Origin of the sequence: Klebsiella sp. 141198 (assembly GCF_050600785.1) — a bacterium.
In the GTDB taxonomy this organism is placed as follows: Bacteria; Pseudomonadota; Gammaproteobacteria; order Enterobacterales; family Enterobacteriaceae; genus Klebsiella; species Klebsiella aerogenes.
The window spans coordinates 867,150-891,330 of record NZ_JAQIRM010000002.1 but is presented as its reverse complement, the minus strand read 5'-3'; the positions used below and the strand labels follow the sequence as shown (position 1 = coordinate 891,330).

General features: G+C 55.0%; 19 protein-coding genes. 9 read left to right on the top strand and 10 right to left on the bottom strand.

The genetic code is table 11. The features are described 5' to 3' along the window. Window positions 1–70: 70 nt before the first annotated feature. Entirely contained in the window at window positions 71–964 is an 894-nt protein-coding gene (locus tag PGR10_RS09495; RefSeq protein ID WP_430923398.1) for a LysR family transcriptional regulator, read from the top strand. A gap of 3 nt (window positions 965–967) precedes the next feature. On the opposite strand, the gene PGR10_RS09490 is transcribed toward PGR10_RS09495, so the two are convergent. Further along, window positions 968–1,159, bottom strand: coding sequence for a YfgG family protein (locus PGR10_RS09490; RefSeq protein ID WP_015370389.1), 192 nt, complete (start codon window positions 1,157–1,159; stop codon window positions 968–970). Window positions 1,160–1,529: 370 nt separating this feature from the next. Here PGR10_RS09490 and PGR10_RS09485 point away from each other — a divergent pair, with 370 nt between their 5' ends. Next, window positions 1,530–3,761 (top strand): EAL domain-containing protein, encoded by a 2,232-nt coding sequence (locus tag PGR10_RS09485; RefSeq protein WP_430923396.1) that lies wholly within the window; start codon window positions 1,530–1,532, stop codon window positions 3,759–3,761. 48 nt (window positions 3,762–3,809) lie between these two features. Here the strand turns inward: PGR10_RS09485 and ppx are convergent, their stop codons facing one another. Together ppx and ppk1 are read right to left on the bottom strand one after the other, a co-directional pair. After that, window positions 3,810–5,336 carry an exopolyphosphatase gene (ppx, locus tag PGR10_RS09480; protein WP_087858415.1) on the bottom strand — a complete coding sequence of 509 codons (1,527 nt, stop codon included), beginning with the start codon at window positions 5,334–5,336 and terminating at the stop codon, window positions 3,810–3,812. Window positions 5,337–5,339: 3 nt separating this feature from the next. After that, entirely contained in the window at window positions 5,340–7,400 is a 2,061-nt protein-coding gene (ppk1, locus tag PGR10_RS09475; RefSeq protein ID WP_087858416.1) for a polyphosphate kinase 1, read from the bottom strand. A gap of 177 nt (window positions 7,401–7,577) precedes the next feature. Between ppk1 and PGR10_RS09470 the strand changes: the two genes are divergently transcribed. Then, entirely contained in the window at window positions 7,578–9,236 is a 1,659-nt protein-coding gene (locus PGR10_RS09470) for a hypothetical protein (protein ID WP_430923425.1), read from the top strand. A 5-nt stretch (window positions 9,237–9,241) separates the two neighbouring features. Here the strand turns inward: PGR10_RS09470 and PGR10_RS09465 are convergent, their stop codons facing one another. Together PGR10_RS09465 and PGR10_RS09460 are read right to left on the bottom strand one after the other, a co-directional pair. Then, the gene (locus PGR10_RS09465) at window positions 9,242–10,339 is read right to left on the bottom strand and encodes a glycoside hydrolase family 88/105 protein (protein WP_430923395.1); all 1,098 of its coding nucleotides are present in this window, start codon (window positions 10,337–10,339) and stop codon (window positions 9,242–9,244) included. After that, on the bottom strand, window positions 10,314–11,765 hold the full coding sequence (locus tag PGR10_RS09460) for an MFS transporter (RefSeq protein WP_430923424.1): 1,452 nt from the start codon (window positions 11,763–11,765) through the stop codon (window positions 10,314–10,316). Before PGR10_RS09460 ends, PGR10_RS09465 begins: the two co-directional genes overlap by 26 nt. A 421-nt stretch (window positions 11,766–12,186) precedes the next feature. Between PGR10_RS09460 and PGR10_RS09455 the strand changes: the two genes are divergently transcribed. After that, on the top strand, window positions 12,187–13,527 hold the full coding sequence (locus PGR10_RS09455; RefSeq protein ID WP_430923393.1) for a glycoside hydrolase family 28 protein: 1,341 nt from the start codon (window positions 12,187–12,189) through the stop codon (window positions 13,525–13,527). A gap of 53 nt (window positions 13,528–13,580) precedes the next feature. On the opposite strand, the gene purN is transcribed toward PGR10_RS09455, so the two are convergent. Next, window positions 13,581–14,222 carry a phosphoribosylglycinamide formyltransferase gene (purN, locus tag PGR10_RS09450; protein ID WP_015370398.1) on the bottom strand — a complete coding sequence of 214 codons (642 nt, stop codon included), beginning with the start codon at window positions 14,220–14,222 and terminating at the stop codon, window positions 13,581–13,583. Continuing rightward, the gene (gene purM / locus PGR10_RS09445) at window positions 14,219–15,256 is read right to left on the bottom strand and encodes a phosphoribosylformylglycinamidine cyclo-ligase (protein WP_045392672.1); all 1,038 of its coding nucleotides are present in this window, start codon (window positions 15,254–15,256) and stop codon (window positions 14,219–14,221) included. The genes purN and purM overlap by 4 nt, the downstream gene beginning before the upstream one ends. 249 nt (window positions 15,257–15,505) lie before the next feature. Between purM and PGR10_RS09440 the strand changes: the two genes are divergently transcribed. The 4 genes from PGR10_RS09440 (at window position 15,506) to PGR10_RS09425 (ending at window position 19,942) form a co-directional block, all read left to right on the top strand. Further along, the gene (locus tag PGR10_RS09440; RefSeq protein ID WP_348854291.1) at window positions 15,506–16,936 is read left to right on the top strand and encodes a 6-phospho-beta-glucosidase; all 1,431 of its coding nucleotides are present in this window, start codon (window positions 15,506–15,508) and stop codon (window positions 16,934–16,936) included. A gap of 196 nt (window positions 16,937–17,132) precedes the next feature. After that, on the top strand, window positions 17,133–17,759 hold the full coding sequence (gene upp / locus PGR10_RS09435; protein ID WP_015370402.1) for a uracil phosphoribosyltransferase: 627 nt from the start codon (window positions 17,133–17,135) through the stop codon (window positions 17,757–17,759). A gap of 96 nt (window positions 17,760–17,855) precedes the next feature. After that, the gene (gene uraA / locus PGR10_RS09430) at window positions 17,856–19,142 is read left to right on the top strand and encodes a uracil permease (protein WP_015370403.1); all 1,287 of its coding nucleotides are present in this window, start codon (window positions 17,856–17,858) and stop codon (window positions 19,140–19,142) included. Window positions 19,143–19,240: 98 nt separating this feature from the next. Then, the gene (locus PGR10_RS09425) at window positions 19,241–19,942 is read left to right on the top strand and encodes a DnaA inactivator Hda (RefSeq protein WP_026612247.1); all 702 of its coding nucleotides are present in this window, start codon (window positions 19,241–19,243) and stop codon (window positions 19,940–19,942) included. Here the strand turns inward: PGR10_RS09425 and PGR10_RS09420 are convergent. The 3 genes from PGR10_RS09420 to bepA all read right to left on the bottom strand — a co-directional run bounded on the left by PGR10_RS09420 (window position 19,939) and on the right by bepA (window position 22,842). Further along, window positions 19,939–20,874: an Rpn family recombination-promoting nuclease/putative transposase gene (locus PGR10_RS09420; RefSeq protein ID WP_430923392.1), complete on the bottom strand. Its 936-nt coding sequence runs from the start codon at window positions 20,872–20,874 to the stop codon at window positions 19,939–19,941. The two genes, PGR10_RS09425 and PGR10_RS09420, sit on opposite strands and share 4 nt — an antisense overlap. Window positions 20,875–21,009: 135 nt before the next feature. Then, on the bottom strand, window positions 21,010–21,369 hold the full coding sequence (gene arsC / locus PGR10_RS09415) for an arsenate reductase (glutaredoxin) (RefSeq protein ID WP_047043470.1): 360 nt from the start codon (window positions 21,367–21,369) through the stop codon (window positions 21,010–21,012). A gap of 9 nt (window positions 21,370–21,378) precedes the next feature. Next, window positions 21,379–22,842, bottom strand: a complete 1,464-nt coding sequence (gene bepA, locus PGR10_RS09410) for a beta-barrel assembly-enhancing protease (RefSeq protein WP_015703149.1) — start codon at window positions 22,840–22,842, stop codon at window positions 21,379–21,381. A gap of 223 nt (window positions 22,843–23,065) precedes the next feature. Between bepA and PGR10_RS09405 the strand changes: the two genes are divergently transcribed. After that, a complete protein-coding gene (locus tag PGR10_RS09405) occupies window positions 23,066–24,130 on the top strand; it encodes an AI-2E family transporter (protein WP_087858424.1) in 1,065 nt (354 codons plus the stop codon). Window positions 24,131–24,181 lie beyond the last annotated feature (51 nt).

Below are 24,181 nucleotides of genomic sequence, written 5' to 3'. Positions count from 1 at the left end.
GCAGCATATCGCGCGCGCTATTGTGCAGGCAGTCCCTGGGGCTTATAGCCTGCATAAGAGAAACTTTGTGATGACGATGCTGAATTTGGTAAATCTGACGACCTTTCGGCTGGTGGCGCAGCGCGGCAGTTTTTCCGCCGCCGCTGATGTACTGGGAATATCGCAGCCGGCGGTAAGCCAGCAGGTTCGCCAGCTTGAGCAGTTCCTGAAGACGCGGTTGGTTGAGCGTACCGGCCGAGGGGTCAAAGCCACTGCCGCCGGATTGGCGCTACTGGCCCATAGTGAAATTATTGAGCAGGCGGTGAATACGGCGGTGCAGTCGGTGGCTGAGTTTAACCATGAAGTGCACGGCACGATGAGCTTCGGTACCGGGGCGACGGCCTGTATTCATTTGCTGCCGCCGCTATTGCGCCATCTACGCGAGAAGCATCCGCTGTTAACGGTTGGCGTCACGACCGGTAATACGCTTGACATTGTACGTGCGGTGGAAGAGAGCCGGCTTGATCTGGGATTGGTGACCTTACCTGCCAGCGGCCGCAGCCTGGCGGTAACGCCAGTGCTGGAGGAAGAGTTTGTATTTATTACTGCCAACGATGATGAACCGCTAGTGGGGCAAGTGACGCCTTCACTGCTACAGGCACTTTCGCTAATAGCATTTGAAGCAGGCAGCGGGACCCGTGAGCTAATCGATGGCTGGTTTCGCGCTGCCGGGGTAAACTCGGCGCCGGTGATGCAACTCGGTAGCATTGAGGCTATCAAGCGTATGGTGCGTGCCGGTCTGGGATACAGTATCGTACCGAAGATGGCGGTGGCGGATGAAGATGACCGCACCGGAATACGTATACAGTCGCTATCGCCGCGGCTCTATCGCCAACTGGGCGTGGTGATGCGTCAGGATAAAGTTATCAACAAAGGGATAGCGGAGATGCTGCGTCTGCTGCAACAACTAAAAATTTTGCCGTAGGCGTTATTCCTGGGCTGGAGTCGTTGGCGTCGCCGGAGCGTCAATGGTGATGGTCGATTGCTGCGACTCTTGTTTGTCCTGATGATGGTACCAGGCACCGATAGAGGAGTAGACAAAGCGTCCAAAGAAGAAGAGAAAACTGATAAGTAGTACGATACGGGTCATGCGACGGTTAAATCGATGTCGTTTACGCATACTGGGTGCCTGACTCACAAAAGGTTCCTTGAAGTATACCCGAAGACGGGCGATGGGGGTATTAAGTCATAGTATAGCGGTGGGGTCAATTGTCGGCGGTGTAAAAATCGTAGTGCTAAAACATTACTTAATGTTATATAAGATGAATATCGTATTTACACAGATTTTGGTTGTTGCACGAGGTCGCAAAAAAATAAGTTTTATTAATATTAGCTAAATAGTTTATTGATTTGCGTCAATTGCTTGATTCTGTTGCTCACTAAAATCGTCCATCTGTTCCGCATCGTTATTACTTTCGCGGTTAGCCTGGTCGGGTTGGATGCCTGTCTGAATATACTCCGCAGGAGTTGGGGTAATCTGTCGAGCATCTATGAGTATTATTAAACTATACAAACGATATCAGGATAAATGGTGGGCGCTACCGCTCGTCTTGCCTACGTTGCTGTTGCCATTAGCGCGCGCTGCGAATACATTTGCAAATCTTAACGGTCATACCGTCTTCCTGTATTACCTTCCGCTGGCGCTAGTATTAAGCCTGATGCTGTTTTTTGGCTGGGCGGCATTGCCTGGCATTGTTATCGGTTTACTGCTGACCATTACGCGCGGCATGACCTTTGAGCAGGCCATCGGCGTGTTATTTCATTTTTTGATCCCCGCGGTGCTGTGCTGGGGCGGATATCGTATTTTCGTTCCGCGCCGTCAGCAGATTTCCCACGGCAATGTTGCCCTGATGCCGCATCGGTTGTTCTGGCAAATGCTGCTGCCTTCGGTGATTTTTCTCATTATTTCTCAACTTGCTGAGTATCTTGGCCTGCATCCGCGTGCGGCGGAACTGGTTGGGACGACGCCATTTAGTTTACGATCGTTAATCACTTTTCAGGCGCTGATGGTCGGTTGTCTGACCGGCGTGCCGCTGTGCTATTTTTTGCTTCGCGTTATTCGTAATCCGCTACACTTACGCGGCTTTATATCCCAGGTGCGTTTACAAATCGACCAAAAAATAAAACCGCTGGAAATTATTGTCTGGGCAATAGTATTGTTAATAATACTGGCTTTATTATTCATGCCGTTAAATGCCAATAGCACGATATTTAGCACAAATTATACACTTTCATTACTTATGCCGGTCATGCTATGGGGAGCGATGCGTTTCGGTTATCGTTTTATTTCCCTGGTGTGGCCGCCGATATTAATTCTGGTTATCCATTTTCATTACAGCTATCTGCCATTTTCCCCGATCTACAATAACCAGCTGGCGATTACCTCCTCCAGCTACCTGGTTTTCTCCTTTATTATCGCTTATATGGCGATGCTGGCGACGCAGCAGCGGATGATCCACCGTCGGGTTCGTAGGATGGCCTTTCTCGACCCGGTCGTTCATATGCCAAATTTACGGGCCCTGAGCCGAGCGCTAAACCACTCGACCTGGTCGGTACTATGCTTTTTACGCATGCCGGAGCTGGAGTTGCTTGGTCGGCACTATGGCGTGATGCTACGCATTCAGTATAAGCAGCAGCTGTCGGAATACTTAAGTCACATGCTGCAGCCGAATGAAATGGTCTATCACCTTTCGGGCCATGATCTGGTGGTACGCCTGAATAGCGACGATCATCAAAAACGCATCGTGATGCTGGATGAGCGGATTAAGCAGTTCCGTTTCATCTGGGATGGTATTCCGCTGCAGCCGCCCGTCGGGATCAGCTATTGCAACGTGCGCTCTCCGGTCAAGCATCTGTATTTACTGCTCGGCGAACTGAATAATATTGCCGATATGTCGTTAACCAGCGGCCACCCGGAAAACGTGCAGCGCCGCGGCGCCGTTCACGTCCAGCAGGGATTAAAAGAACGCGTGTCCATGATGAACCAGATCCTGCAGGCGCTGGAGCAGAATCGCTTTCGGCTGATGGCGCAGCCCATTATCGGCATGCGTGGCGATAGCTATCATGAAGTCCTGTTGCGTATGGTGGGCGAGCAGGGCGAACTGGTTGCGCCGGATAATTTTTTGCCCGCGGCGCACGAATTTGGCCTGGCTTCGCGCATCGACAGCTGGGTTATCGACAATACGCTGGCTTTTATGAACGATAATCGACATACGCTGCCAGGCATGCGTCTGGCCATCAATCTGTCGCCAGTCTCGGTCAGCCGCAGCCGGTTCCCGGACGAAGTCGAGGAAATGTTGCATCATTATAATATCGAGCCGTGGCAGCTTATTTTTGAACTGACGGAAAATCACTCGCTCAGTAATCCGGAGCAGGCGCAACAAACGCTCGCGCGGTTGCAGGAGTTGGGATGCCGGGTGGCGATTGATGATTTCGGGACCGGCTATGCCAGCTATGCGCGGCTGAAAACGCTCAACGTCGACATGCTGAAAATTGATGGGAGCTTTATCCGTAATCTGGTGACCAGTAGCCTGGATTATCAGGTTGTGGCGTCGATTTGCCGGTTGGCGCAAATCAAAAATATGCAGGTAGTGGCGGAGTATGTGGAATCGCCGGAGATCCGCCAGGCGGTGATTTCTCTGGGGATTGATTATATGCAGGGCTATGACATTGGTATGCCGGTTCCGATAGAACAGTTGGCCTGTGCGGCTGAAGTCGCATAAAAAACGGCCGGGCGTATGACCCGGCCGTTTTAGTCAAAGATGTCAGCTTTACGCTTCTTCTTCAGTAATTTTCAGCAGCCATTCCGGCACGCCTTCCCAATACTGTTGCTCTTTTTCCAGATCCAGCAGTACCAACGCGTTCTGGCTAAACCAGTCGTGCGGGAAAATTAAGGTCCAGTGGTTGGCTTCCGTCTTCAATGTCAGTTTTGGCGGCGTCGTCGTCGCCTGACGCTGATTGTTCAGTAACACGCCCAGACGCAGCAGTTGGATAAGCGGCAGGAACTGTTTTTTCTTGAACAAGGTAAAACGCGGCAAATCATCCAGCTTGATAGCCTTGCGATGATAGCGCACCAGCGTGGCCATCAGCATCTGCTGCTCCTGATTAAAGCCCGGCAAGTCGCTATTTTGCAGGATATAGGCGGAGTGGCGATGCATGCCGCTGTGGTTAATGTTCAGCCCCACTTCATGTAGCATTACCGCCCACTTCAGCAGGGCAGACAGATGCGGATTCGCCAGTTTCGGGTTTTGTTCCTGCCACTGTTCCAGCATCTGAGTGGTGGTCTCCAGTACACGGCGCGCCTGTTCGCGATCGATATTGTACTGGTTCGCCAGGCTTTGGGCCGTTCGGCTGCGAATATCCTGGTGGCGGAAGCGGCCTTCCATCTCGTACAACACGCCTTCGCGCAGGGCGCCGTCGGACAGGCGCAGCTCTTTGATCGCCAGCGCGTCGAATACCCCGCACAAAATCGCCAGGCCCGGAGCGAATACCGCTTTGCGGTCTTCCGACAATCCCGGCAGGCTTAATGAATCGAAGTTTTTATTCTTCAGCAGCTCACTAACCAGCATTTCCAGGCGATCAGGCGTAATAAATCCGTCTTTTTCCCCCATGGCGATCAGCACTTCATGCGCGGCTTTGATGGAGCCAGAGGCGCCCAGCGCCACGTTCCATCCCTGAATACGGAACTGCCATGCCAGCGTTTCCAGCTTCTGCACCGCCGCCAGGCGCGCGCGCTGGAAGTTTTCTTTATTGATAACGCCGCCGGGGAAATAGGCCTGGGAGAAGCTTACGCAGCCCATACGTCGGCTTTCCACCAGGCGGGGTTCGAAATCTTCGCCGATCACGAGCTCAGTCGAGCCGCCGCCGATGTCGATAACCAGCTTACGACCGCGCTCCGGTTGCGTATGCTCAACGCCCATAAAAATCAGACGCGCTTCTTCGTTACCGGAGATTATCTCGATGGGATAAGGAATAACTTTTTCCGCTCGTTTGAGAAAGTCCGCCGCGTTGGCCGCCTGGCGCAGGGTATGCGTCCCGACGATACAAACGCTGGAAGGGGAGAACCCTTGCAGACGTTCAGCAAACAGCGACAGGCAGTTCAGTCCGCGAGTAATCGCTTCTTCGCTCAACACCGAGTTTTCATCCAGGCCATCGGCCAGGTGGACGCGTTGCTTCAGGCGACCGATGATCTGCATTGCCCCGTCGACGACACGGGCGATCACCATATGAAAACTGTTCGAACCAAGGTCGACCGCAGCGAACTCCTGCGGCCGAGGGGTTTTTTCGTTTATTGGCATAGGTTAATCGGGTTGTTCGAGTGATTTGAGATAATCGTAAATCGCCATCTGTGCGCGTACTTTGCGACGATTGCCGCGCGGCACGTAGCGATTACTCAGTTCTTTATCAAGATAGCGCGCTTTTACGGTATCGTTGAACAGGATATCGAGAATATCCAGTACGCGTTGCTTCAGACGCGGGTCCAGCAGCGGTACGGCGACTTCGATACGATAGTCGATATTGCGCGTCATCCAGTCGGCGGAGGATAACCACACCTGTTTATCACCGCCGTTTTCAAAACAATAGACCCTGTCGTGCTCAAGGAAACGGTCAACGATACTAATAACGCGAATATTTTCGCTTATTCCCTCAAGACCGGGGATCAGCGAGCACATGCCGCGGATAAGCAGGTTCACCGGCACGCCGGTGCTGGAGGCGGCGTAGAGTCTGTCCACCAGCCCTTTATCGACCAGGTTATTTAATTTAAGCGTAATTCCGGACGGTTGCCCATTCTGCGCATTGGCGATTTCGCGGTCGATCATTTCATACAGCAGACGACGCGAGTTCTGCGGCGACACCAGCAGGTAGTCGAAGCTAACTGGCCGGTAAGGGTTTTCGATAAAGTTAAATACGCGACGAACTTCATTGGTGATGCGCGCGTCGGCGGTGAGAAGTGAATAGTCGGTGTAGATACGAGCGGTTTTCTCGTTGAAGTTGCCGGTGCCGATATGCGCGTAGCGTATTACCTCATCGCCTTCTTTGCGCGAAATGAGGAATAGCTTGGCGTGGATCTTCAGCCCCGGCGCCGAGAAGATAACGTGTACGCCGGCTTCTGTCAGACGTTTGGCCCAGTGAATATTGGCCTCTTCGTCGAAGCGAGCCTGGAGTTCAACCACTACGGTCACTTTTTTACCATTGTGGGCGGCGTGGATCATCGAATCGATAATCCGTGAATCCTTAGCGACGCGGTAGATATTGATTTTGATCGCCAACACGCTCGGGTCGAACGAGGCCTGACGCAGCAGTTCAAGCACGTGCTCGAAGGTATGGTATGGGTAGTAGAGCAGTACGTCGCGTTCGCGAATGGCGTCAAAGCCGTTGCGGAATTTATCGAACCACAGATGGCGCAGGCGCGGCATCGGTTTGTTGACCAGATTGGCCTTGCCAACATTCGGGAAACCGATAAAGTCTTTAAAGTTGTGATAACGCCCGCCCGGCAGCATTGAATCGTAGTTGGAGATGGAGAGCTTATCGCGCAGCATTTCAACCATCGCGTCCGGCATATCGCGCTGGTAGACAAAACGTACCGGCTCGGCGGTTAAGCGCTGCTTCAGGCTGGAGGACATCAGCTCCATCAGGCTCGATTCCATTTCGTGTACCAGATCGTACTCGGCATCGCGGGTCATTTTCATCGAGTATGCATTCAGGGCATCGTAGTCAAAGAAGCCCTTAAAGATATCATCCAGGCAGTAACGCAGAATGTTATCCAGCAGAATCATTGGCTTGCGGCGTCGCGGCGTTTCCGGCGGCAGGTTCACAAAGCGCGGCACCTTATCGGATGGAATCTCCAGCAGCGCATAATTAATGGTGTCGCCGCGGATAATCTCCACCGCCAGATAGGTGTAATCATCTTTCAGGAATTGAACCAGGTCCGTCTCGCGGTTGATCAGAATCGGCGAAATATGCTGGCGAAGATACTGTTTGAAGTAGTTGCGCAGCCAGGACTGCTGGTTAACGGACAGCTGGCGTTCGTTAATCAGGAAGATCTGATTACGCGCCATTTCCAGCAGCAGTTCATTGTAAAGACCATCAAATTCCTGATCGGCCTTTAGCACGCGGGCCTGGATTTTACCTAACAGATGACGTGAATGGGCGGTACTACCTTGTTCTTCACTGATAAGAATGCGTCGCTTAAGTTCGGCGAAGCGCACTTTGTAAAACTCATCAAGGTTGTTGGAGTAAATTCCTAAGAAGCGCATGCGCTCGATAAGCGGGTTGCTCTTGTCCGCCGCTTCCTGAAGTACGCGCTCGTTAAAGGACAACCAGCTGAGTTCTTTTTCGATGTATAGCTTTTCCTGGCCCATTACAACTCACACTCCGGATCATTGACGTCGCTTTTTCATTATGGCGAGCTTTGCCATTGAATGTCCAACTATGTCAAAGCAATATGACAGTTTTCTTTCAATCAGATGTCAGGAAAAAGCGGACGCGTTTGTTTGCTTACGTTATGTTCAGTCAGGGGCGAAATGGAGGGCGAAACGATGTGGGAAACGCGGGCGCTAGAGCTTAACAACCAGGATATCTGGCACTGGCCGTCGGCCTGCCGGTTGATTGAATACGCACTTGAGCATGATTTTAATACCGTGGTGGTGGGGCAGGCCGAGCTATTTGGCAAGCTGGTTTCGCCACAGGGGTATATGCCTTTTGACTATAACGACCGGTTGTCGAGCCAACAACGAGCGCGCTGTATCTATCTCAATCGCCTGGCGTTACGCTGCCGTGAACAGGGGTTGCGATTTTATCTGCAGGCGAAAGAACTTAGCTTTCCAACCGAACTGTTATTAGCGCATCCGGAACTGCTGGATACCCCGCGCGGGGTGCGTTTCGATGTCGATTTCTGGAGCCGCTGGTTAACTGACAAAATCCGCGCCGTGTGCCAAAGCGTGCCGGCGCTCACCGGTTTGATTATCGCGCTCTCCAGTACCGACGGCTTATTACCAATCTCTCACCCGCAGTGGGCCAGACAACACGACGATCCCCGCCAGCCCGCGCAAAGCTTGATGCTGTATCGCCGCTGCTTTAATGCCCTGAGTCAGGCGGTAGCCGCGCAAAATAAACATCTGGTACTGCGCGTTTTCCCGGCCAGTAATGACGATCTCAGCGCCGTGCTGGATGCGATTGAACCGCTGCCGCCTGCGGTTTCGGTATCGATAAAACTCACGCCGGAACGTTTCTGGCCTGCATTCCCTAATAATCCGGCGCTGCTGGCGGTGCAGACGCGAGATGTATGGATCGATATCGATCTTGCCGGCGAGGAAGTGGGATGGGGAGTCATGCCGTTTTTACGTATTGATGAGCTACAGGGGCGACTGTTGTGGTGCCAGAGCCGCAATCCGCGCATTACCGGCGCTATCTGTAAAACCAGTTGGGAAAGTATCGATAATCACTGGATCCCTGCGACGTTAAGCGAATGTAACCTCTTCGCCTGCAGCCAATTGCTGGGCGAAGGGGCGGCAAAAAATCAGCAGCAGTTACTGGTGCAATGGCTGGCGCAGCGTTACGGCTGGTGTCCGCCAGCCGATGTCGCACAGCAGTTCCAGTCGCTGCTTGAGCAGGCGACGCAGACGCTCTATCAGTCAATATATGTGCGAGACCATGTGTTCCATCGCCATAGCCAATTGCCTGAAAGCTACGGCCAGGCGGTGTGGAGCCTTTACGGACAACTGGCGCGCAGTCACTGGTTACCCGGTTCGGCGCACGATATCCACTTCAACCGTGACGATCCGCAGAAATCGATGGCGAATCTCACGCAAATCGCGCAAGAAAAAGATGACGTCGCAGCCAGCGCGCAGCATCTGGGGAAAGCGGCGCAAGCGTTCGCTCTCACGGCGGATTTTCCCGCCGCGCTGGCGCTTCGGTGGCGTGAAGAGTGGCAGGGACTGGCGCTCTATTGCCAGACATTTACCCACGCGCAAAAGGCCTTCTTTACCCTGCACTTCGCCCGAGAGGTGGAAAACAGCTGGAGCATGCGGGAAATTTGTCATATCAACGTGCAGGCGCTGTATCGCTGCGCATCGGAAATGGAAACGCTTTGTCAGCAGACAGGAGAGGCCTCGCCGGCGTTTTACGTGATGTTCGATCCCGTACGAGCACGTCATCTGGCGGATAGCCTGAGCACCGAACTGACGGCGCTCAGATAGCCGTATTAAAGCGTGCGGTGTAGCGCTTCAACCAGGCACAGTATCGCCATTGCCTGGCCGTAGGGCATGGCGGTCAGGGGGATGTTACGATAGTGGTCGAGGTCGCGGCCCATCGCTGTGCCAAACGACACCTGCGTTAGCTCTCCTTGCGGTGAGATATGTTCGATTATACCCCGGCAGGCCCGCTCGGCGACCGGCAGAAACGCGTCGTCGAGGTAGCCGAGGCGCACCGCCTTAAAAATACCCGCGGCAAACCCCGCCGTCGCAGAGGCTTCCAGATAACTATCGGGGTCGTTGAGCAGCGTCGGCCATAGGCCGTTTTCGGCCTGGCAGCGGGCAAGGGCGCTGACCTGAATCTGCAGAGTATTTTGCAACTGGCGGTAAAAGGCATCGTGCTCGTCGAGCGCGAGCATCTCCAGTAGCTCAGGTATCGCCAGCGTTATCCAGCTATTGCCGCGAGCCCACAGCGCGCCGGCGAAATGGTGTCTGCCGTTGAAATGCCAGCCGTGAAACCACAGGCCGCTTTGGCGGTCGCTTAAATAGTGCAGGTGCTGCAAAAACTGAAATTTCGCCTCTTCTACCCAGCGCGATTTAGCAAACATTTTGCCGAGCATCGCCAGCGGCAGCACCGCCATCATTAGCGTATCGTCCCAGATTTGTTGATGATGGGGAGCCTCATAGGTGACGTGCTGCAGGCAGCCTTCATCGGTACGCGGCATCTGGCGATATATAGCGTCTCCCCAGCTTTCCAGATAGGCGCGCCAGTCGCTGCGAGGCGTCTGTTGATAGCGCAGCGCCAGGGTTAAAAACGGGCAAGCGGTATTGATGTTTTTCTCCGGCGTGCCCTCGTCGAAACGGGCGCTAAACCAGCCGTCGATAAGTTCACCAGCCCGAAGCGATCCTGTCAGGTGCTGGTAGCGAAACAGGCCAAACAGGGCGATGCCATGCGTCCACTCCCAGCCGTCCCAACCTTTGGTATCAACCACCCGGCCATCCGCCAGCCGCTGCAAATACTCGCCGCTATCATCGGTAATCGCGGTTAAGTTGCCGATTAGCGCTTCGATGAGTGACTGTAATTCAGGACGGTTGTTTTTCTGCGACATAGTGATTTCCTTGAGTAGAAACAGCGGCGTGTTGCCAGCGATCGTTGTGATGTGGATGGCCGGTCAATAGCTCGATGGTTTCGCGTGCCAGCGGGCTGGCATCCTGTGGATGACCACCGGCGCGCAGACGCTCCAGTTCGCTAATCAGGATTTGATGTCGCGGCTGGCTCAAGCGAAAACGAAAAGCGCCATACATCGCCAGTAAGGCCAGCAGGCCGGGGCCAACGAGGAATACCCACCAGATACCATTCAGCGCGGCGGTATTCTGCGTTTCGGCGCCTTTGGTGAATCCAAAGGTTTCCAGCGCCAGGCCGACGATAAACAGCGCCAGCGCCTGGGAGAATTTGCGCGTCAGCATCATCACCCCCGCGTAGATCCCTTCGCGGCGCACGCCGGTGTAGGCTTCATCGATATCGGGCAGGAAATTGTAGACATTCCATGGGATGAGATAGGTGCCGCCGCGGGCGATGCCCATCACGATTGCGCCGCCGAGCAGCAGCCAGGAAAGATGGCTGAAAGAAGCGGTTAGTTGGCTGAACCACAGTAGCGCGCAGAGGATCAGCGCGATGGCGACCTTATAGGCGTTGCCGTTGCCGACGCGGATGCAAAGCCAGGTAAATAAAGGGATCGCGAAGAATTGAAACAGCGTCATCAGACTCATGGCCTGCGAAGCCAGCGAGGTGCCGACACGTAGCACGTAGGTCATGTAGTGCATAAACAGCGAGCCGAAAATATCCAGCGCCACCGCGCCGCCGACGTACATCATGATATGGATACGGAAGGTCCGCAGACGGAAGGTAGAGGCCATTTCCCGATACAGCGAGCGCAGCGTTTTACCTAAACCTTGCTGCGTCTGCGGTGGTGGGAGATGCTCACATTCCCAGGTACCGCGCCAGACGAAGATCCACGGCAAGGCAAAAAGCAGGGCAAAGATAATGCCGATATAGAGAAACGCCTGCGATTTATCGGCGACGTGGGCCATGATTTGTCCGGGGATTAGCGCCGCGAGAAAGGCTGTCGCCTGAGCGAATAGCATTCGTGCCCCGGACATTTTCGAGCGCAAATCATAGCGCGCGGTCATCTCTGCAGGCAGGGTATCGTAAGGCACCATCAGGAGGGTGAAGACGGTGCTGAATAGTAGATAGGTACCAAGGTACCAGGCATAACCAAAACCACTTATCCACATCAGAGCGAAACAGAGCGATAGCGGCGCGCCGACAATAAAGAAGATCCGTCGCCGTCCCCAACGGGTGCGAATGTTGTCGGTAATGTAGCCCATTACCGGGTCGGTGATGCCGTCCCAAATCTTGGCGATGGCGAAAATAGAGGCCGCGGCGGCGGGCGAGAGCCCGGCGACTTCAATATAAAAGTAGAGCAGCCACAGGCCGGTGATGGTCATCGCGCCGCTGCCGAAAATATCGCCCATCCCCCAGCAGAGGATATTGCGGGTTTTGACTTCTCGTTGCGGGGTTACTGTCCTCGTCATGCGCGTATCTCTTTTATCAGGGATGAGAGGTTGCACAGTAAAAGAGGGAGATGGGGGCGAAAATCCCGATAGACGGTTTTTCGTACCGTTCTGCGAGCAGCATGCCAAATGGCGACAAAATGAAATAAACCCCGCGATGCGCCTCACGTTTTCTGTGGTTGAATCAGGCCTTAAATGTGATGCGGACCCTTTTTTCATTTTTGTCAGGGGTAAAGTTTGCGGGTGTTATCACGTTTTGCCCCTGGTCGTGACGGCGATTGTGAAAGGGTACGCAGATATTTCCGCGATATCGCTTTCGACCCTACGCTGAGGGTGAGAGAGATGGTGAGATAGCCTCCACGTTGATTTTCCAGGACATGCTATGAACATTTATCTTTCGCAGCGCCATCCCCATGCGGATGGCGTGACGCCTGATACCGAACTCTTTCAACAGGCGCTGGACGAACTGGCGCAGGCGGGCGGCGGCCGGTTGGTGGTTGATTGCGGCAGGTACGCGCTCGGCGGTTTACGGATAGGCTCGAACACCTGTCTGTGGCTATCGCCGGGCGCCGAGCTTATCGTTAGCGAAAACTATGATGACTTTGCCCAGGCGACGGCGCTGAGCCGGGCGGAATCGTCAGATCGGGCCTTTCTGTATGCTGTGGATGCGCAGAATATTACCATCTGCGGCGGCGGTGAGATTTACGGCAGCGCTGACGGCTGGTTTTCCCGTCGCGTTGATGCCATGGGTTACCGCACGCCAGCCACGGCGCGCCCGAGGATCATTTTGCTGGAAAATTGCCTTCGCGTCCGGCTGGAAAACATCACCGTACGACATGCCCCGATGTGGACAATTCATCTGGTCTCCTGCACGGGCGTGGTGGTTGACGGTGTCACCGTTGACAATGATTTGACGATGGCTAATACCGATGCGCTGGATATCGACAGCTGCCAGCAGGTACATATCGCCAATAGCTATTTCAGCGCGGCGGATGATGCCATCTGTCTGAAGACCACCGATAAACCTGAGCGCATCCAGCGACCGTTGCGTCAGGTAACCATTGTTAACTGCACGCTGCGCTCGAAAAGCTGCGCCTTTAAAATCGGTACTGAAACCTGGCAGGATATTGAGGATGTGCTGGTGAGTAACTGCACTATCTTTGACTCCAATCGCGGCATCGGCCTGATATCCCGCGACGGCGGGCGGCTACGGCGGATGATTTTTAGCAGCATTGCTTTTGATTGCGTGAGCGCGCCGGCCTGTCACTGGGGCGAGGCGGATCCTGTTTTCCTTTCCGCGCGCCGCCGCGATCCGGCGATTGAACCCGGCGAAATCTCACAGATCCAGTTCCGCGGGCTGGTTGGCGAGTGCGAAGGCGCGATAAACCTACATAGTGAAACGCCAGGCCAGATCCGGCGTATTCTGTTTGACGGCGTGCAGCTAACCCAGAAGCTGAACCTGGCAGCGGAGCAGGGGCTTTATGATATCCGCCCGCCGTGCAATCCGATGTCGCCGACCGGGATGGGGATTGATAACGCCTGGTGTTTGAATCCGCAAAGCGGCCGCGTTTGGGGTGTTGAGCCTTATCCCGGCGGTTTGCCGATACTGTATGCTAACGGCGTTGCGGGCCTGACACTGCGCGAGTTTGATTATCAGCGCCCGATACCGTTACCGGCAGCCTGGAACCCCAACGCGCTGTGTCTGGAAAACGGCGATAATTAGCGAGGAAATAAGAGAGGAAGTTGCCCCGGCGAATGCTCCGGGGCAGGTCGAACTTATTCTTCGGCGGCATAGCCCTGCGGCGGCAGCTTGCGATTATCCAGCCACGCAGAGTTAGCTTCCATACGCAGGCGGCCATCAACAAACCAGCTCACCACCAGCGGGTAGATGTCGTGCTCCTGCGCCTGAACGCGGGCGGTAACGTCATCTTCGCTGTCTTCCGGAAATACCGGCACCCGAGCCTGTAAGATCACCGGCCCGCCGTCGAGTTCGTCGGTGACGAAATGCACCGAGGTGCCATGTTCCTCATCACCATTTTCCAGCGCCTGGCGATGAGTATGCAGCCCTGGATATTTCGGCAGCAGAGAAGGATGGATATTCAGCAAGCGCCCCTGATAGTGGCCAACAAACGCTGGGCTAAGGATACGCATGTAGCCCGCCAGCACCACCAGATCGGGTTGGAAGACATCGATTTGCTGCATCAGCTCGCGGTCGAAGGCTTCGCGGCTATCAAACGCTTTCGGCGAGAGCGCAAAGGCCGGAATACCGGCCTCACGGGCGCGCTCAAGGCCGAATGCTTCGGCCTTATTGCTGAATACCGCACGCAGGGTGCCGTTGATTTGCTTCCGGGCGCAGGCATCAATAATCGCCTGTAAATTACTGCCGTTACCGGAAATCAGCACCACAATGTTTTTCATTCAATGACCACGCGTTGTTCGGCATCGGATGCCTTGATGTAACCGATTTTCCAGGCGTTTTCACCCTGCTCGTTCAGCAGGGCGATGGCTTTATCCGCCTCGGCTGCCGGCAGCGCGACCAGCATGCCGACGCCGCAGTTAAAGGTGCGGTACATTTCGTGGCTGCTGACATTACCGGCGGTTTGCAGCCAGTTGAAAACTTCCGGCCACTGCCAGGAGGACTCGTCGATTACCGCCTGGGTGTTGTCCGGCAGTACGCGCGGAATATTTTCCCAGAAGCCGCCGCCGGTCAGGTGGGCGATGGCGTGAACGTCGACGTTGGCAATCAGATTCAGAATCGATTTGACATAGATGCGGGTCGGCGCCAGCAGGTGGTCGGCCAGCGGTTTGCCGTTGAGGTCGGTGGTCTGCGGATCAACGCCGCTGACTTCGATAATCTTACGCACCAGCGAGTAGCCGTTAGAGTGCGGGCCGCTGGAGGCAAGCGCGACCAGGACGTCGCCGTCAGCCACTTTGCTGCCGTCGATGATTTCTGATTTTTCTACCACGCCGACGCAGAAACCGGCCACGTCATAATCTTCACCATGGTACATACCCGGCATCTCTGCCGTTTCGCCGCCAACCAGCGCGCAGCCGGACTGTAAGCAGCCTTCGGCGATGCCGTTGATGACGCTTGCCGCGGTGTCTACGTCCAGTTTACCGGTCGCGTAGTAGTCGAGGAAAAACAGCGGCTCTGCGCCCTGAACTACGAGGTCATTGACGCACATGGCGACCAGATCGATACCGATGGTGTCGTGACGTTTAAGGTCCATCGCCAGACGCAGCTTGGTGCCGACGCCGTCGGTACCGGAGACCAGTACCGGTTCGCGGTATTTCTGCGGCAGAGCGCACAGCGCGCCGAATCCGCCCAGTCCGCCCATCACTTCCGGGCGACGGGTTTTCTTCACCACGCCCTTAATACGGTCGACGAGAGCGTTGCCTGCATCAATATCCACGCCGGCATCTTTATAGCTGAGAGAGGTTTTATCGGTCACTGCGAAGTCTCCACGCGTTTGCGGTAGCAAGAAAAATCGGCGCAATTCTAACAGGGAAAGCAAACGTTTGCGAGTCTGCTTTACACTCGATTTAAAACGGCTAACAGATGAGCAAATTTGATACTGTTCACGAAAATGAAACCGGGTACAGTCTTCTGCTTGCCTCGCCTTTAATGAATGATCATTATGCCAATGAAACCGGTTTCTGTTTGGTGAAAAGCGCATAACGATCGTCTATAGGGAGAGTATATGTCCGGATTCAAAGAAGGTTTTCTGTGGGGCGGCGCGGTTGCGGCGCATCAGCTTGAGGGCGGCTGGCAAGAAGGAGGGAAGGGGATTAGCGTCGCTGACGTGATGACCGCAGGCGCCCATGGGGTGCCGCGAACGATCACCGACGGCGTACTGCCCGGCCATAACTATCCCAACCATGAGGCGATTGATTTTTATCATCGTTATAAAGAAGACGTGGCGCTGTTTGCCGAACTGGGATTTAAGTGTTTCCGTACTTCAATTGCCTGGACGCGCATTTTTCCGCTGGGCGATGAGCTGGAGCCCAATGAGGCGGGCCTGCAATTCTATGACGATCTGTTCGACGAGTGCCTGAAATATGGTATTGAACCGGTGATCACGCTCTCCCATTTTGAGATGCCTTACCACCTGGTGACTGAATATGGCGGCTGGCGCAACCGTAAACTCATTGATTTCTTCGTCCGCTTTGCGAAGGTGGTGTTTACCCATTATCAGCACAAAGTGAAGTACTGGATGACCTTTAACGAGATCAACAACCAGGCCAACTTCCATGAAGATTTCGCCCCCTTTACCAACTCCGGCCTGAAGTATCAGCCCGGAGAAGACCGTGAGCCGGTGATGTTTCAGGCCGCCCATTATGAACTGGTGGCCAGCGCGCTGGCGGTGAAGGCGGCACGCGAGATTAATTCGGACCTGCAGATTGGCTGTATGATCGCGATGTGTCCTATCTATCCGCTCACCTGCGCGCCGGACGACATCATGATGGCGATGAACGCTATGCATCGTCGTTACTGGTTTACCGATGTGCACGTGCGTGGCCGCTATCCGCAGCATCTGCTCAACTACTTCGCGCGCCGTGGTTTTACGCTGGATATCACCGATGCCGATCGCCTGGCGTTAAAAGAGGGCTGCGTCGACTATATTGGCTTTAGCTACTATATGTCCTTCGCCACCAAAGCGACTGACGATAATCCGCATCTGGATTACGACGAAAGCACCAGCCTGGTCTCCAATCCCTACGTCAAGAAATCGGATTGGGGCTGGCAGATTGACCCGGTTGGCCTGCGCTACTCGCTCAACTGGTTCTGGGATCACTATCAGCTGCCGCTATTTATCGTTGAAAACGGCTTTGGCGCCATTGACGTGCGTGAAGCTGACGGCAGCGTGGATGACCAGTATCGTATCGAGTATCTCAGTGCCCATATTGCCGAAATGAAAAAAGCGGTGGTGGAAGATGGCGTCGATCTGATGGGGTATACCCCGTGGGGCTGTATCGATCTGGTCTCCGCCGGTACCGGCGAGATGAAAAAACGCTATGGATTTATCTTTGTCGATAAAGATAACGACGGTCGCGGCACGTTGGCCCGTAGCCGTAAAAAATCCTTTGCCTGGTATCAGCAGGTTATTGCCAGTAACGGCGAAAACCTGTAATCGCCAACAAGCATAGCCTTGTCAGAGATAAAAGCCGAAGGGGAACCTCCGGCTTTTTTTGTTTGTTTTATAATGTGTAACAATCCATAAATCACTTTGTTTGATATACGTCAAGCAAGATGGGTATGGCGCAATCCGCAAAAAGCGGTATAATCCCGCGATTTTTTTTGTGGCTGCCCCTCAGAGGAGAAAGAGAATGAAGATCGTGGAAGTGAAACATCCACTCGTCAAACACAAGCTGGGCCTGATGCGTGAGCATGACATCAGTACTAAACGCTTCCGTGAACTCGCCTCAGAGGTTGGTAGCTTACTGACCTACGAAGCAACCGCCGATCTCGCTACCGAGCGTGTCACTATCGAAGGCTGGAACGGTCCGGTCGAAGTTGAGCAGATCAAAGGTAAGAAAATTACCGTGGTGCCTATCCTGCGTGCCGGTCTGGGTATGATGGAAGGCGTGCTGGAGCACGTGCCGAGCGCGCGTATCAGCGTTGTTGGTATCTACCGTGATGAAGAAACGCTGGAGCCGGTTCCTTACTTCCAGAAGCTGGTTTCAAACATTGATGAGCGTATGGCGCTGGTGGTTGACCCGATGCTGGCAACCGGTGGTTCGATGATCGCGACCATCGACCTGCTGAAAAAAGCGGGCTGCTCGAGCATTAAGGTGCTGGTGCTGGTGGCGGCGCCGGAAGGCATTGCCGCGCTGGAGAAAGCGCATCCTGACGTCGAACTGTACACCGCCTCCGTCGACCAGGGCCTCAACGAGCACGGATACATTATTCCGGGCCTCGGCGATGCCGGCGATAAGATTTTCGGTACCAAATAAATGATGAAGTGATAAAAAGCCGACTTTGAGAGTCGGCTTTTTTTTGAATAAATCACGCCCACAACAAATAACAAACGACTCTCAGAGGATAATATTATGACGCGCCGTGCAATCGGGGTGAGTGAAAGACCGCCGCTTTTACAGACAATCCCGCTTAGTTTGCAACATCTGTTCGCCATGTTTGGCGCAACGGTTCTGGTGCCTATCCTGTTCCACATTAACCCGGCTACCGTACTGCTGTTTAACGGCATCGGTACGCTGTTGTACCTCTTTATCTGTAAAGGCAAAATTCCGGCCTATCTGGGGTCGAGCTTCGCCTTTATCTCCCCGGTGCTGCTGTTGTTGCCGCTGGGTTATGAAGTGGCGCTCGGCGGTTTCATTATGTGCGGTGTCCTGTTTTGCATCGTCTCCTTTATTGTCAAAAAAGCCGGTACCGGCTGGCTGGATGTGATGTTCCCGCCGGCGGCAATGGGCGCCATCGTGGCGGTTATCGGCCTGGAACTGGCGGGCGTGGCGGCGAACATGGCCGGGCTGCTGCCGGCTGACGGTCAATCGCCTGACAGCAAAACTATTATTATTTCGATGGTGACGCTGGCGGTGACGGTTTTTGGTTCCGTACTGTTCCGCGGCTTCCTGGCGATTATACCGATTCTTATCGGCGTGCTGGTGGGCTATGCGCTCTCCTTTGTGATGGGGGTGGTCGATACGACGCCTATCGCCGAAGCGCACTGGTTTGCACTGCCGACCTTCTACACCCCGCGCTTTGAGTGGTTTGCCATTTTCACCATTTTGCCTGCCGCGCTGGTGGTGATCGCCGAGCACGTGGGGCACCTGGTGGTGACCGCCAATATCGTTAAGCGCGACCTGATCCGCGATCCGGGTCTGCACCGCTCGATGTTCGCCAACGGGCTGTCGACGATTGTCTCCGGTTTCTTTGGCTCAACGCCAAACACCACCTACGGGGAAAATATCGGCGTGATGGCGATTACCCGCGTATACAGTACCTGGGTTATTGGCGGCGCGGCGATTATCGCGATTCTGCTCTCCTGCGTCGGCAAGCTGGCTGCGGCGATCCAGATTATCCCGGTACCGGTGATGGGCGGCGTTTCTCTGCTGCTGTACGGGGTGATCGGCGCATCCGGTATCCGCGTGCTGATCGAATCAAAAGTCGATTACAGCAAAGCGCAGAACCTGATTCTGACCTCAGTCATTCTGATCATCGGCGTGAGCGGCGCGAAGGTGCATATTGGCGCGGCGGAGCTGAAAGGCATGGCGCTGGCGACGATCGTCGGTATTTGCCTGAGCCTGATCTTTAAACTGATCAGCGTTCTGCGTCCGGAAGAAGTGGTGCTGGACGCCGCGGATAGCGAAGAAGCGAAATAACGATCCTCATACCGGGCAGCGATCCTGCCCGGTTCTCTCCTGACCTAAAACTGTGTTAAACTCTTCGCGTTTTTCTGTAAGCCTATGTTGAGGTCCATCTGAACGCTCCGGCACAGCTCTCTTTGCCACTGTATCTTCCTGACGACGAAACGTTCGCGAGTTTCTGGCCGGGTGATAATCCTTCCCTACTTGCCGCTCTGCAGAACGTGTTGCGGCAGGAACACAGCGGATACATCTATATCTGGTCACGCGAAGGCGCGGGGCGTAGCCATCTTTTGCATGCCGCCTGCGCTGAGCTATCCCAGCGTGGTGATGCCGTCGGCTACGTGCCGTTGGATAAGCGCACGTGGTTCGTGCCGGAAGTGCTGGACGGCATGGAGCAACTGGCGCTGGTGTGCATCGATAACATCGAGTGCGTGGCCGGGGATGAGCCCTGGGAAATGGCTATTTTCAACCTCTATAACCGTATTCTCGAATCAGGTAAAACTCGCCTGCTGATCACCGGCGATTGCCCGCCGCGACAGCTGCATCTTGGCTTGCCGGATCTCGCCTCGCGCCTTGACTGGGGGCAAATCTATAAGCTACAGCCGCTGTCGGATGAAGATAAGCTGCAGGCGCTGCAGCTACGCGCCAGACTGCGCGGTTTCGAGATGCCGGAAGATGTCTGCCGTTTCCTGCTCAAGCGTCTGGATAGAGAAATGCGCTCGCTGTTTATGACGCTCGATCAGCTCGATCACGCGTCAATTACCGCCCAACGAAAACTGACGATCCCATTTGTTAAAGAGATCCTGAAGCTTTAGGCCGAAAGCGACGCCAGTTCCTGCTCTGTCAGCCCGGTTAGTTGCGCCACCAGCGCGGGGGCGAGACCGCTACGTAACATCGCGGCGGCGATACGCTGTGCTTCTTCTTTCCGGCCTTCTTGCCGGCCTTCTTGCCGGCCCTCTTGCCGTCCCTGAAGCAAACCGCGCTCCAGCCCTTGCTGCTCGAGATATTCTGCAATAGTCATCAGCGTCTCCTTATGTTGCGGCGTCCGGCGCGCCAGCTCACGAATAAACTTTATCGGTTCGCGGCTATTTCCCGCGAGCACCAGGTAGTGCATTAGCGCCTGCACCTGTGTTTGCGTGGCTAATCCAGTCAATAATAATTCGCCCAGCTTGTCGAGTAACTGCGCCAGATCGCGTTGTCGAATATGTTTTTGCAGTAATTCCAGCGTTGCCATACGTTGATGAGTGGCGATTTCATCATCCGGTATGACGGTGATATCCGCCAGTGGAAATTCGCCGTGGTAGAGTGTGGTCGCCAGCTCCGGCGCGGCAAACTCATCCAGCCAGCGCATTGAAAACGGATAGGGCGTCACCAGGCCGTGATAGAAAAGCACCGGGATCACCAGAGGGAGTTTTTCGTGTCCGGCATCAAGGTGGCGCTGCATGACGGCGACGGCATAGCGCATCAGGCGAAAGGCCATATGTCGGTCGGGGCTACTTTGATGTTCGATCAGCGCGTAAATATAGCCGTCGCCCGCGGTGGTTTGCAGCGAGTAGAGAATATCGGAATAGTAAGCTCTGAGATCTTCTTCGACAAAATTACCCGATTCTAAATGTAGCGTACGCAGATCGCAGATCTTCTTAAGCGCTTCAGGAAGATACAACTGGAGAAAATCGCGCGCGGTATCCGAATGGGAAAGGTAGGTTTTAAATACTGCGTCATGCGGCGTGGAAATAGCTTTTTTCATTGGCAATCCGTCCAGTGGATTCAGGTGATGGACGGACAGTAGCACTACTGCGCGAGGCGAGGGGATTGGCCTGTTTTTTCTGGAAGCGGCCACGAAAAAAATCGCGCCGCGGGCAAGACCGGCGGCGCGTAGGGGTTAGCTGACGATTTCCAGTACCTGTTCCGGCGGGCGGCCGATACGCGCCTGGCCGTGGCTGACCACGATGGGCCGTTCGATGAGTTTCGGGTTCTCGACCATGGCCTTAATCAACGCCTCTTCGCTGAGCTGTGGATCGGCGAGATTGAGCGACTTATACAGATCTTCTTTCTGGCGCATCAGTTCGCGGGCGCTGCTCATATTCAGCATTTTCAACAGCTGGCGCAGCGTCGCGGCATCCGGCGGCGTCTCCAGATACAGCACCACTTCAGGGTCGATGCCGTTGGCTTTCAGCAGGCTGAGCGTGTCGCGGCTCTTCGAGCAGCGCGGGTTGTGGTAAATTTTTACCGCGTCAGACATGTGGTCTCCTTACATTTTCTGATAGGGGCGGAATCTTTCCTGCAGCTGGCGCAGCTGGTCGATGCGAGCGTCGTAGCGCGCCTGCTGCAAACTGCCCAATTTCACTTGCGAACTGGCGCTGCTTAGCAGCGAGATGGCCTGGTCAAGCCTACCGGCCAGCGCCATGCCTTCGGCCCGCGCCGCCAGCTCCTGGTCGCGATGACCCAATGCGCCTTCCGCCTGCGCCAACAGGTCCCAACCGTTGCCGTCATCCTTGTTATTAAAGGTGTAGCGGTTGAGAATGGTCGCGGCTTCCGCCGGTTGTCCGCCCTGCAGATAGGCATTGGCCAGGTTCAGCTGCAGGACCGGATCGGTGCGGATCTCTTTGGCGTTTTTCAGACGGTTAATCGCGTCGGTAGTCTTTTTCTGCCCAAGATCGATATCGGTGGCGAGATCCAGATACCAGGGATTTTGTGGGTCGGCGCCGAGCAGCGGCTGGAGCGCTTTGCGCGCCTGATCGTAGTTATTGCTCTCCATAGCCAGTAGCGCGCGGCCATACTGCGCGGCGTGCTGTTCGCGGATATTCCCTTTTGACCAGGCGTCAAGCAGATCGCTGCCGAGCTTATTTTCCCCGGAGTTGTACATACCGAGGGTACGGGCCTTAGCGAGATAGAAATCCGCCGAGGATTGGACTACTACCGGGCGCATCTGATTGGCGCGGTTACGGGCATCGGCCAGACGGCTTTCCGGCAGTGGGTGAGTGAGCAGCATTTCCGGCGGGCGGCTGGAATAGCGGGATTCGTCGAGTAATTTACCCATAAAAGCCGGCATCGCCTGCGGATCGAACCCGGAGCGCTGCAGTACCTGAATACCGATGCGGTCGGCTTCTTCTTCATTCTGACGGGTGAAACTAATCATTCCCTGCTGGGTGCCGGCCAGGGTGCCGGTTAATGCCGCCATCCCCGCCTGCGGGCTGGCCATCGCCAGCAGAATAGAGCCCAGCGCGCCGACCCAGGTTAGCGGCGCGCTACGTTTTTGATCTTCCATCGCGCGCGCCAGATGGCGCTGGGTGACGTGGGAGATTTCGTGCGCCATTACCGAGGCAAGCTGGCTTTCGTTATCCGCGTAGCGGAACAGCGCCGAGTGCAGCACTACGTTGCCGCCGAAGAAAGCAAAGGCGTTAATCTGATCGTTATTAATCAGATAAAAGTGGAACGGCGTACGCACGGAGTTAGCGTGGGCGACCAGGCGCATGCCCAGCCCGTTAATGTATTGCACCAGTAGCGGGTCGTTTATCAGCGGCGCGCTACCGCGCAGCTGGCGCACGTAGTAATCGCCCATCTGCATTTCCTGCCCGATGGAAAGCGTGCTTCCTGCCGAGGTGCCCATATCCGGCAGCGTATCCGCCGAGTCAGCGGCGGCAGGTAATATCGTCCCCAGCGTCAACGACGCGACGGCGGCGGCCACCAGCGTTTTCTTTAACTGCCTGAACATAACCTCTGTCCTGTAATGTGGGTGTGCCAGTTTGACCGGTTGCGCGGCCCAATGTTCCCGTGCCGCAGATTCTGCGAGTTTAGCTGTGGTTGATGGCGTTGAAAATATGATATTCGCACAGTTGTGCAGGTTTGTGTCATAGCCAATAAAAAGCGAAGTCTTTTTTGTGACACTTAGATACAATTCCCCGGATTGTGGCGATTTGCGCTTCAGGGAAGGGTTTATGCTTGAGATGTTAATGCAGTGGTATCGTCGTCGTTTCAGCGATCCGGAAGCGATAGCGCTGCTGGTTATTCTGCTGGCCGGCTTCGGCATTATGTTCTTTTTCAGCGGGCTGCTGGCGCCGCTGCTGGTCGCCATCGTGCTGGCCTATCTGCTGGAATGGCCGACCGTTCGCCTGGAGCGTATCGGTTTGTCGCGAACCTGGGCCACGTCGTTGGTGCTGGTGCTTTTTGTCGGTATCTTGCTGTTGATGGCCTTTGTGGTGATGCCGGTGGCCTGGCAACAGGGTATTTATCTCATCCGCGATATGCCAGGCATGCTGAATAAGCTTTCCGATTTCGCCGCCACGCTGCCGCGGCGTTATCCGGCATTGGTGGATGCCGGCATCATCGATGCGATGGCGGAAAATGTGCGCACTCGCATGTTGACCGTAGGGGATTCGGTGGTGAAGTATTCGCTCGCCTCGCTGGTGGGCCTGCTGACGCTGGCGGTTTATCTGGTCCTGGTTCCGCTGATGGTCTTCTTCCTGCTGAAAGACAAACAGCAGATGCTGAATGCCGTACGCCGCGTATTGCCGCGTAATCGCGGCCTGGCGGGGCAGGTGTGGAAGGAGATGAACCAGCAGATTACCAACTATATCCGCGGCAAGGTGCTGGAGATGATTGTCGTCGGCGTCGCCACCTGGATAGGCTTTATTCTCTTTGGTCTCAACTACTCGCTGCTGCTGGCCGTACTGGTAGGATTCTCGGTGTTAATCCCGTATATCGGCGCTTTTGTGGTCACCATTCCGGTGATCGGCGTGGCGTTGTTCCAGTTCGGCGCGGGCACTGAGTTCTGGAGCCTGTTTGCCGTATACCTGATTATTCAGGGGCTGGATGGCAACCTGCTGGTGCCGGTGCTGTTCTCGGAGGCGGTGAATTTACATCCGCTGGTGATTATTCTGTCGGTAGTGATTTTCGGCGGGCTGTGGGGTTTCTGGGGGGTATTCTTCGCGATTCCGCTGGCGACGTTAATCAAAGCGGTGGTTCACGCCTGGCCTGATGGAATGGTTATTGAAGACGAGTGACGCGCTGATTGACGCAAAAAAACGCCGGGCGATTTATTATCCCCGGCGTTT

What these genes read in the sequence shown, in the direction of transcription:
- PGR10_RS09495 (WP_430923398.1), top strand. Translation starts at nt 71, where the DNA reads ATGACGATGCTGAATTTGGTAAATCTGACGACCTTTCGGCTGGTGGCG.
- PGR10_RS09490 (WP_015370389.1), bottom strand. Translation starts at nt 1,159, where the DNA reads ATGCGTAAACGACATCGATTTAACCGTCGCATGACCCGTATCGTACTA.
- PGR10_RS09485 (WP_430923396.1), top strand. Translation starts at nt 1,530, where the DNA reads ATGAGTATTATTAAACTATACAAACGATATCAGGATAAATGGTGGGCG.
- ppx (WP_087858415.1), bottom strand. Translation starts at nt 5,336, where the DNA reads ATGCCAATAAACGAAAAAACCCCTCGGCCGCAGGAGTTCGCTGCGGTC.
- ppk1 (WP_087858416.1), bottom strand. Translation starts at nt 7,400, where the DNA reads ATGGGCCAGGAAAAGCTATACATCGAAAAAGAACTCAGCTGGTTGTCC.
- PGR10_RS09470 (WP_430923425.1), top strand. Translation starts at nt 7,578, where the DNA reads ATGTGGGAAACGCGGGCGCTAGAGCTTAACAACCAGGATATCTGGCAC.
- PGR10_RS09465 (WP_430923395.1), bottom strand. Translation starts at nt 10,339, where the DNA reads ATGTCGCAGAAAAACAACCGTCCTGAATTACAGTCACTCATCGAAGCG.
- PGR10_RS09460 (WP_430923424.1), bottom strand. Translation starts at nt 11,765, where the DNA reads ATGGGCGATATTTTCGGCAGCGGCGCGATGACCATCACCGGCCTGTGG.
- PGR10_RS09455 (WP_430923393.1), top strand. Translation starts at nt 12,187, where the DNA reads ATGAACATTTATCTTTCGCAGCGCCATCCCCATGCGGATGGCGTGACG.
- purN (WP_015370398.1), bottom strand. Translation starts at nt 14,222, where the DNA reads ATGAAAAACATTGTGGTGCTGATTTCCGGTAACGGCAGTAATTTACAG.
- PGR10_RS09440 (WP_348854291.1), top strand. Translation starts at nt 15,506, where the DNA reads ATGTCCGGATTCAAAGAAGGTTTTCTGTGGGGCGGCGCGGTTGCGGCG.
- upp (WP_015370402.1), top strand. Translation starts at nt 17,133, where the DNA reads ATGAAGATCGTGGAAGTGAAACATCCACTCGTCAAACACAAGCTGGGC.
- uraA (WP_015370403.1), top strand. Translation starts at nt 17,856, where the DNA reads ATGACGCGCCGTGCAATCGGGGTGAGTGAAAGACCGCCGCTTTTACAG.
- PGR10_RS09420 (WP_430923392.1), bottom strand. Translation starts at nt 20,874, where the DNA reads ATGAAAAAAGCTATTTCCACGCCGCATGACGCAGTATTTAAAACCTAC.
- arsC (WP_047043470.1), bottom strand. Translation starts at nt 21,369, where the DNA reads ATGTCTGACGCGGTAAAAATTTACCACAACCCGCGCTGCTCGAAGAGC.
- bepA (WP_015703149.1), bottom strand. Translation starts at nt 22,842, where the DNA reads ATGTTCAGGCAGTTAAAGAAAACGCTGGTGGCCGCCGCCGTCGCGTCG.
- PGR10_RS09405 (WP_087858424.1), top strand. Translation starts at nt 23,066, where the DNA reads ATGCTTGAGATGTTAATGCAGTGGTATCGTCGTCGTTTCAGCGATCCG.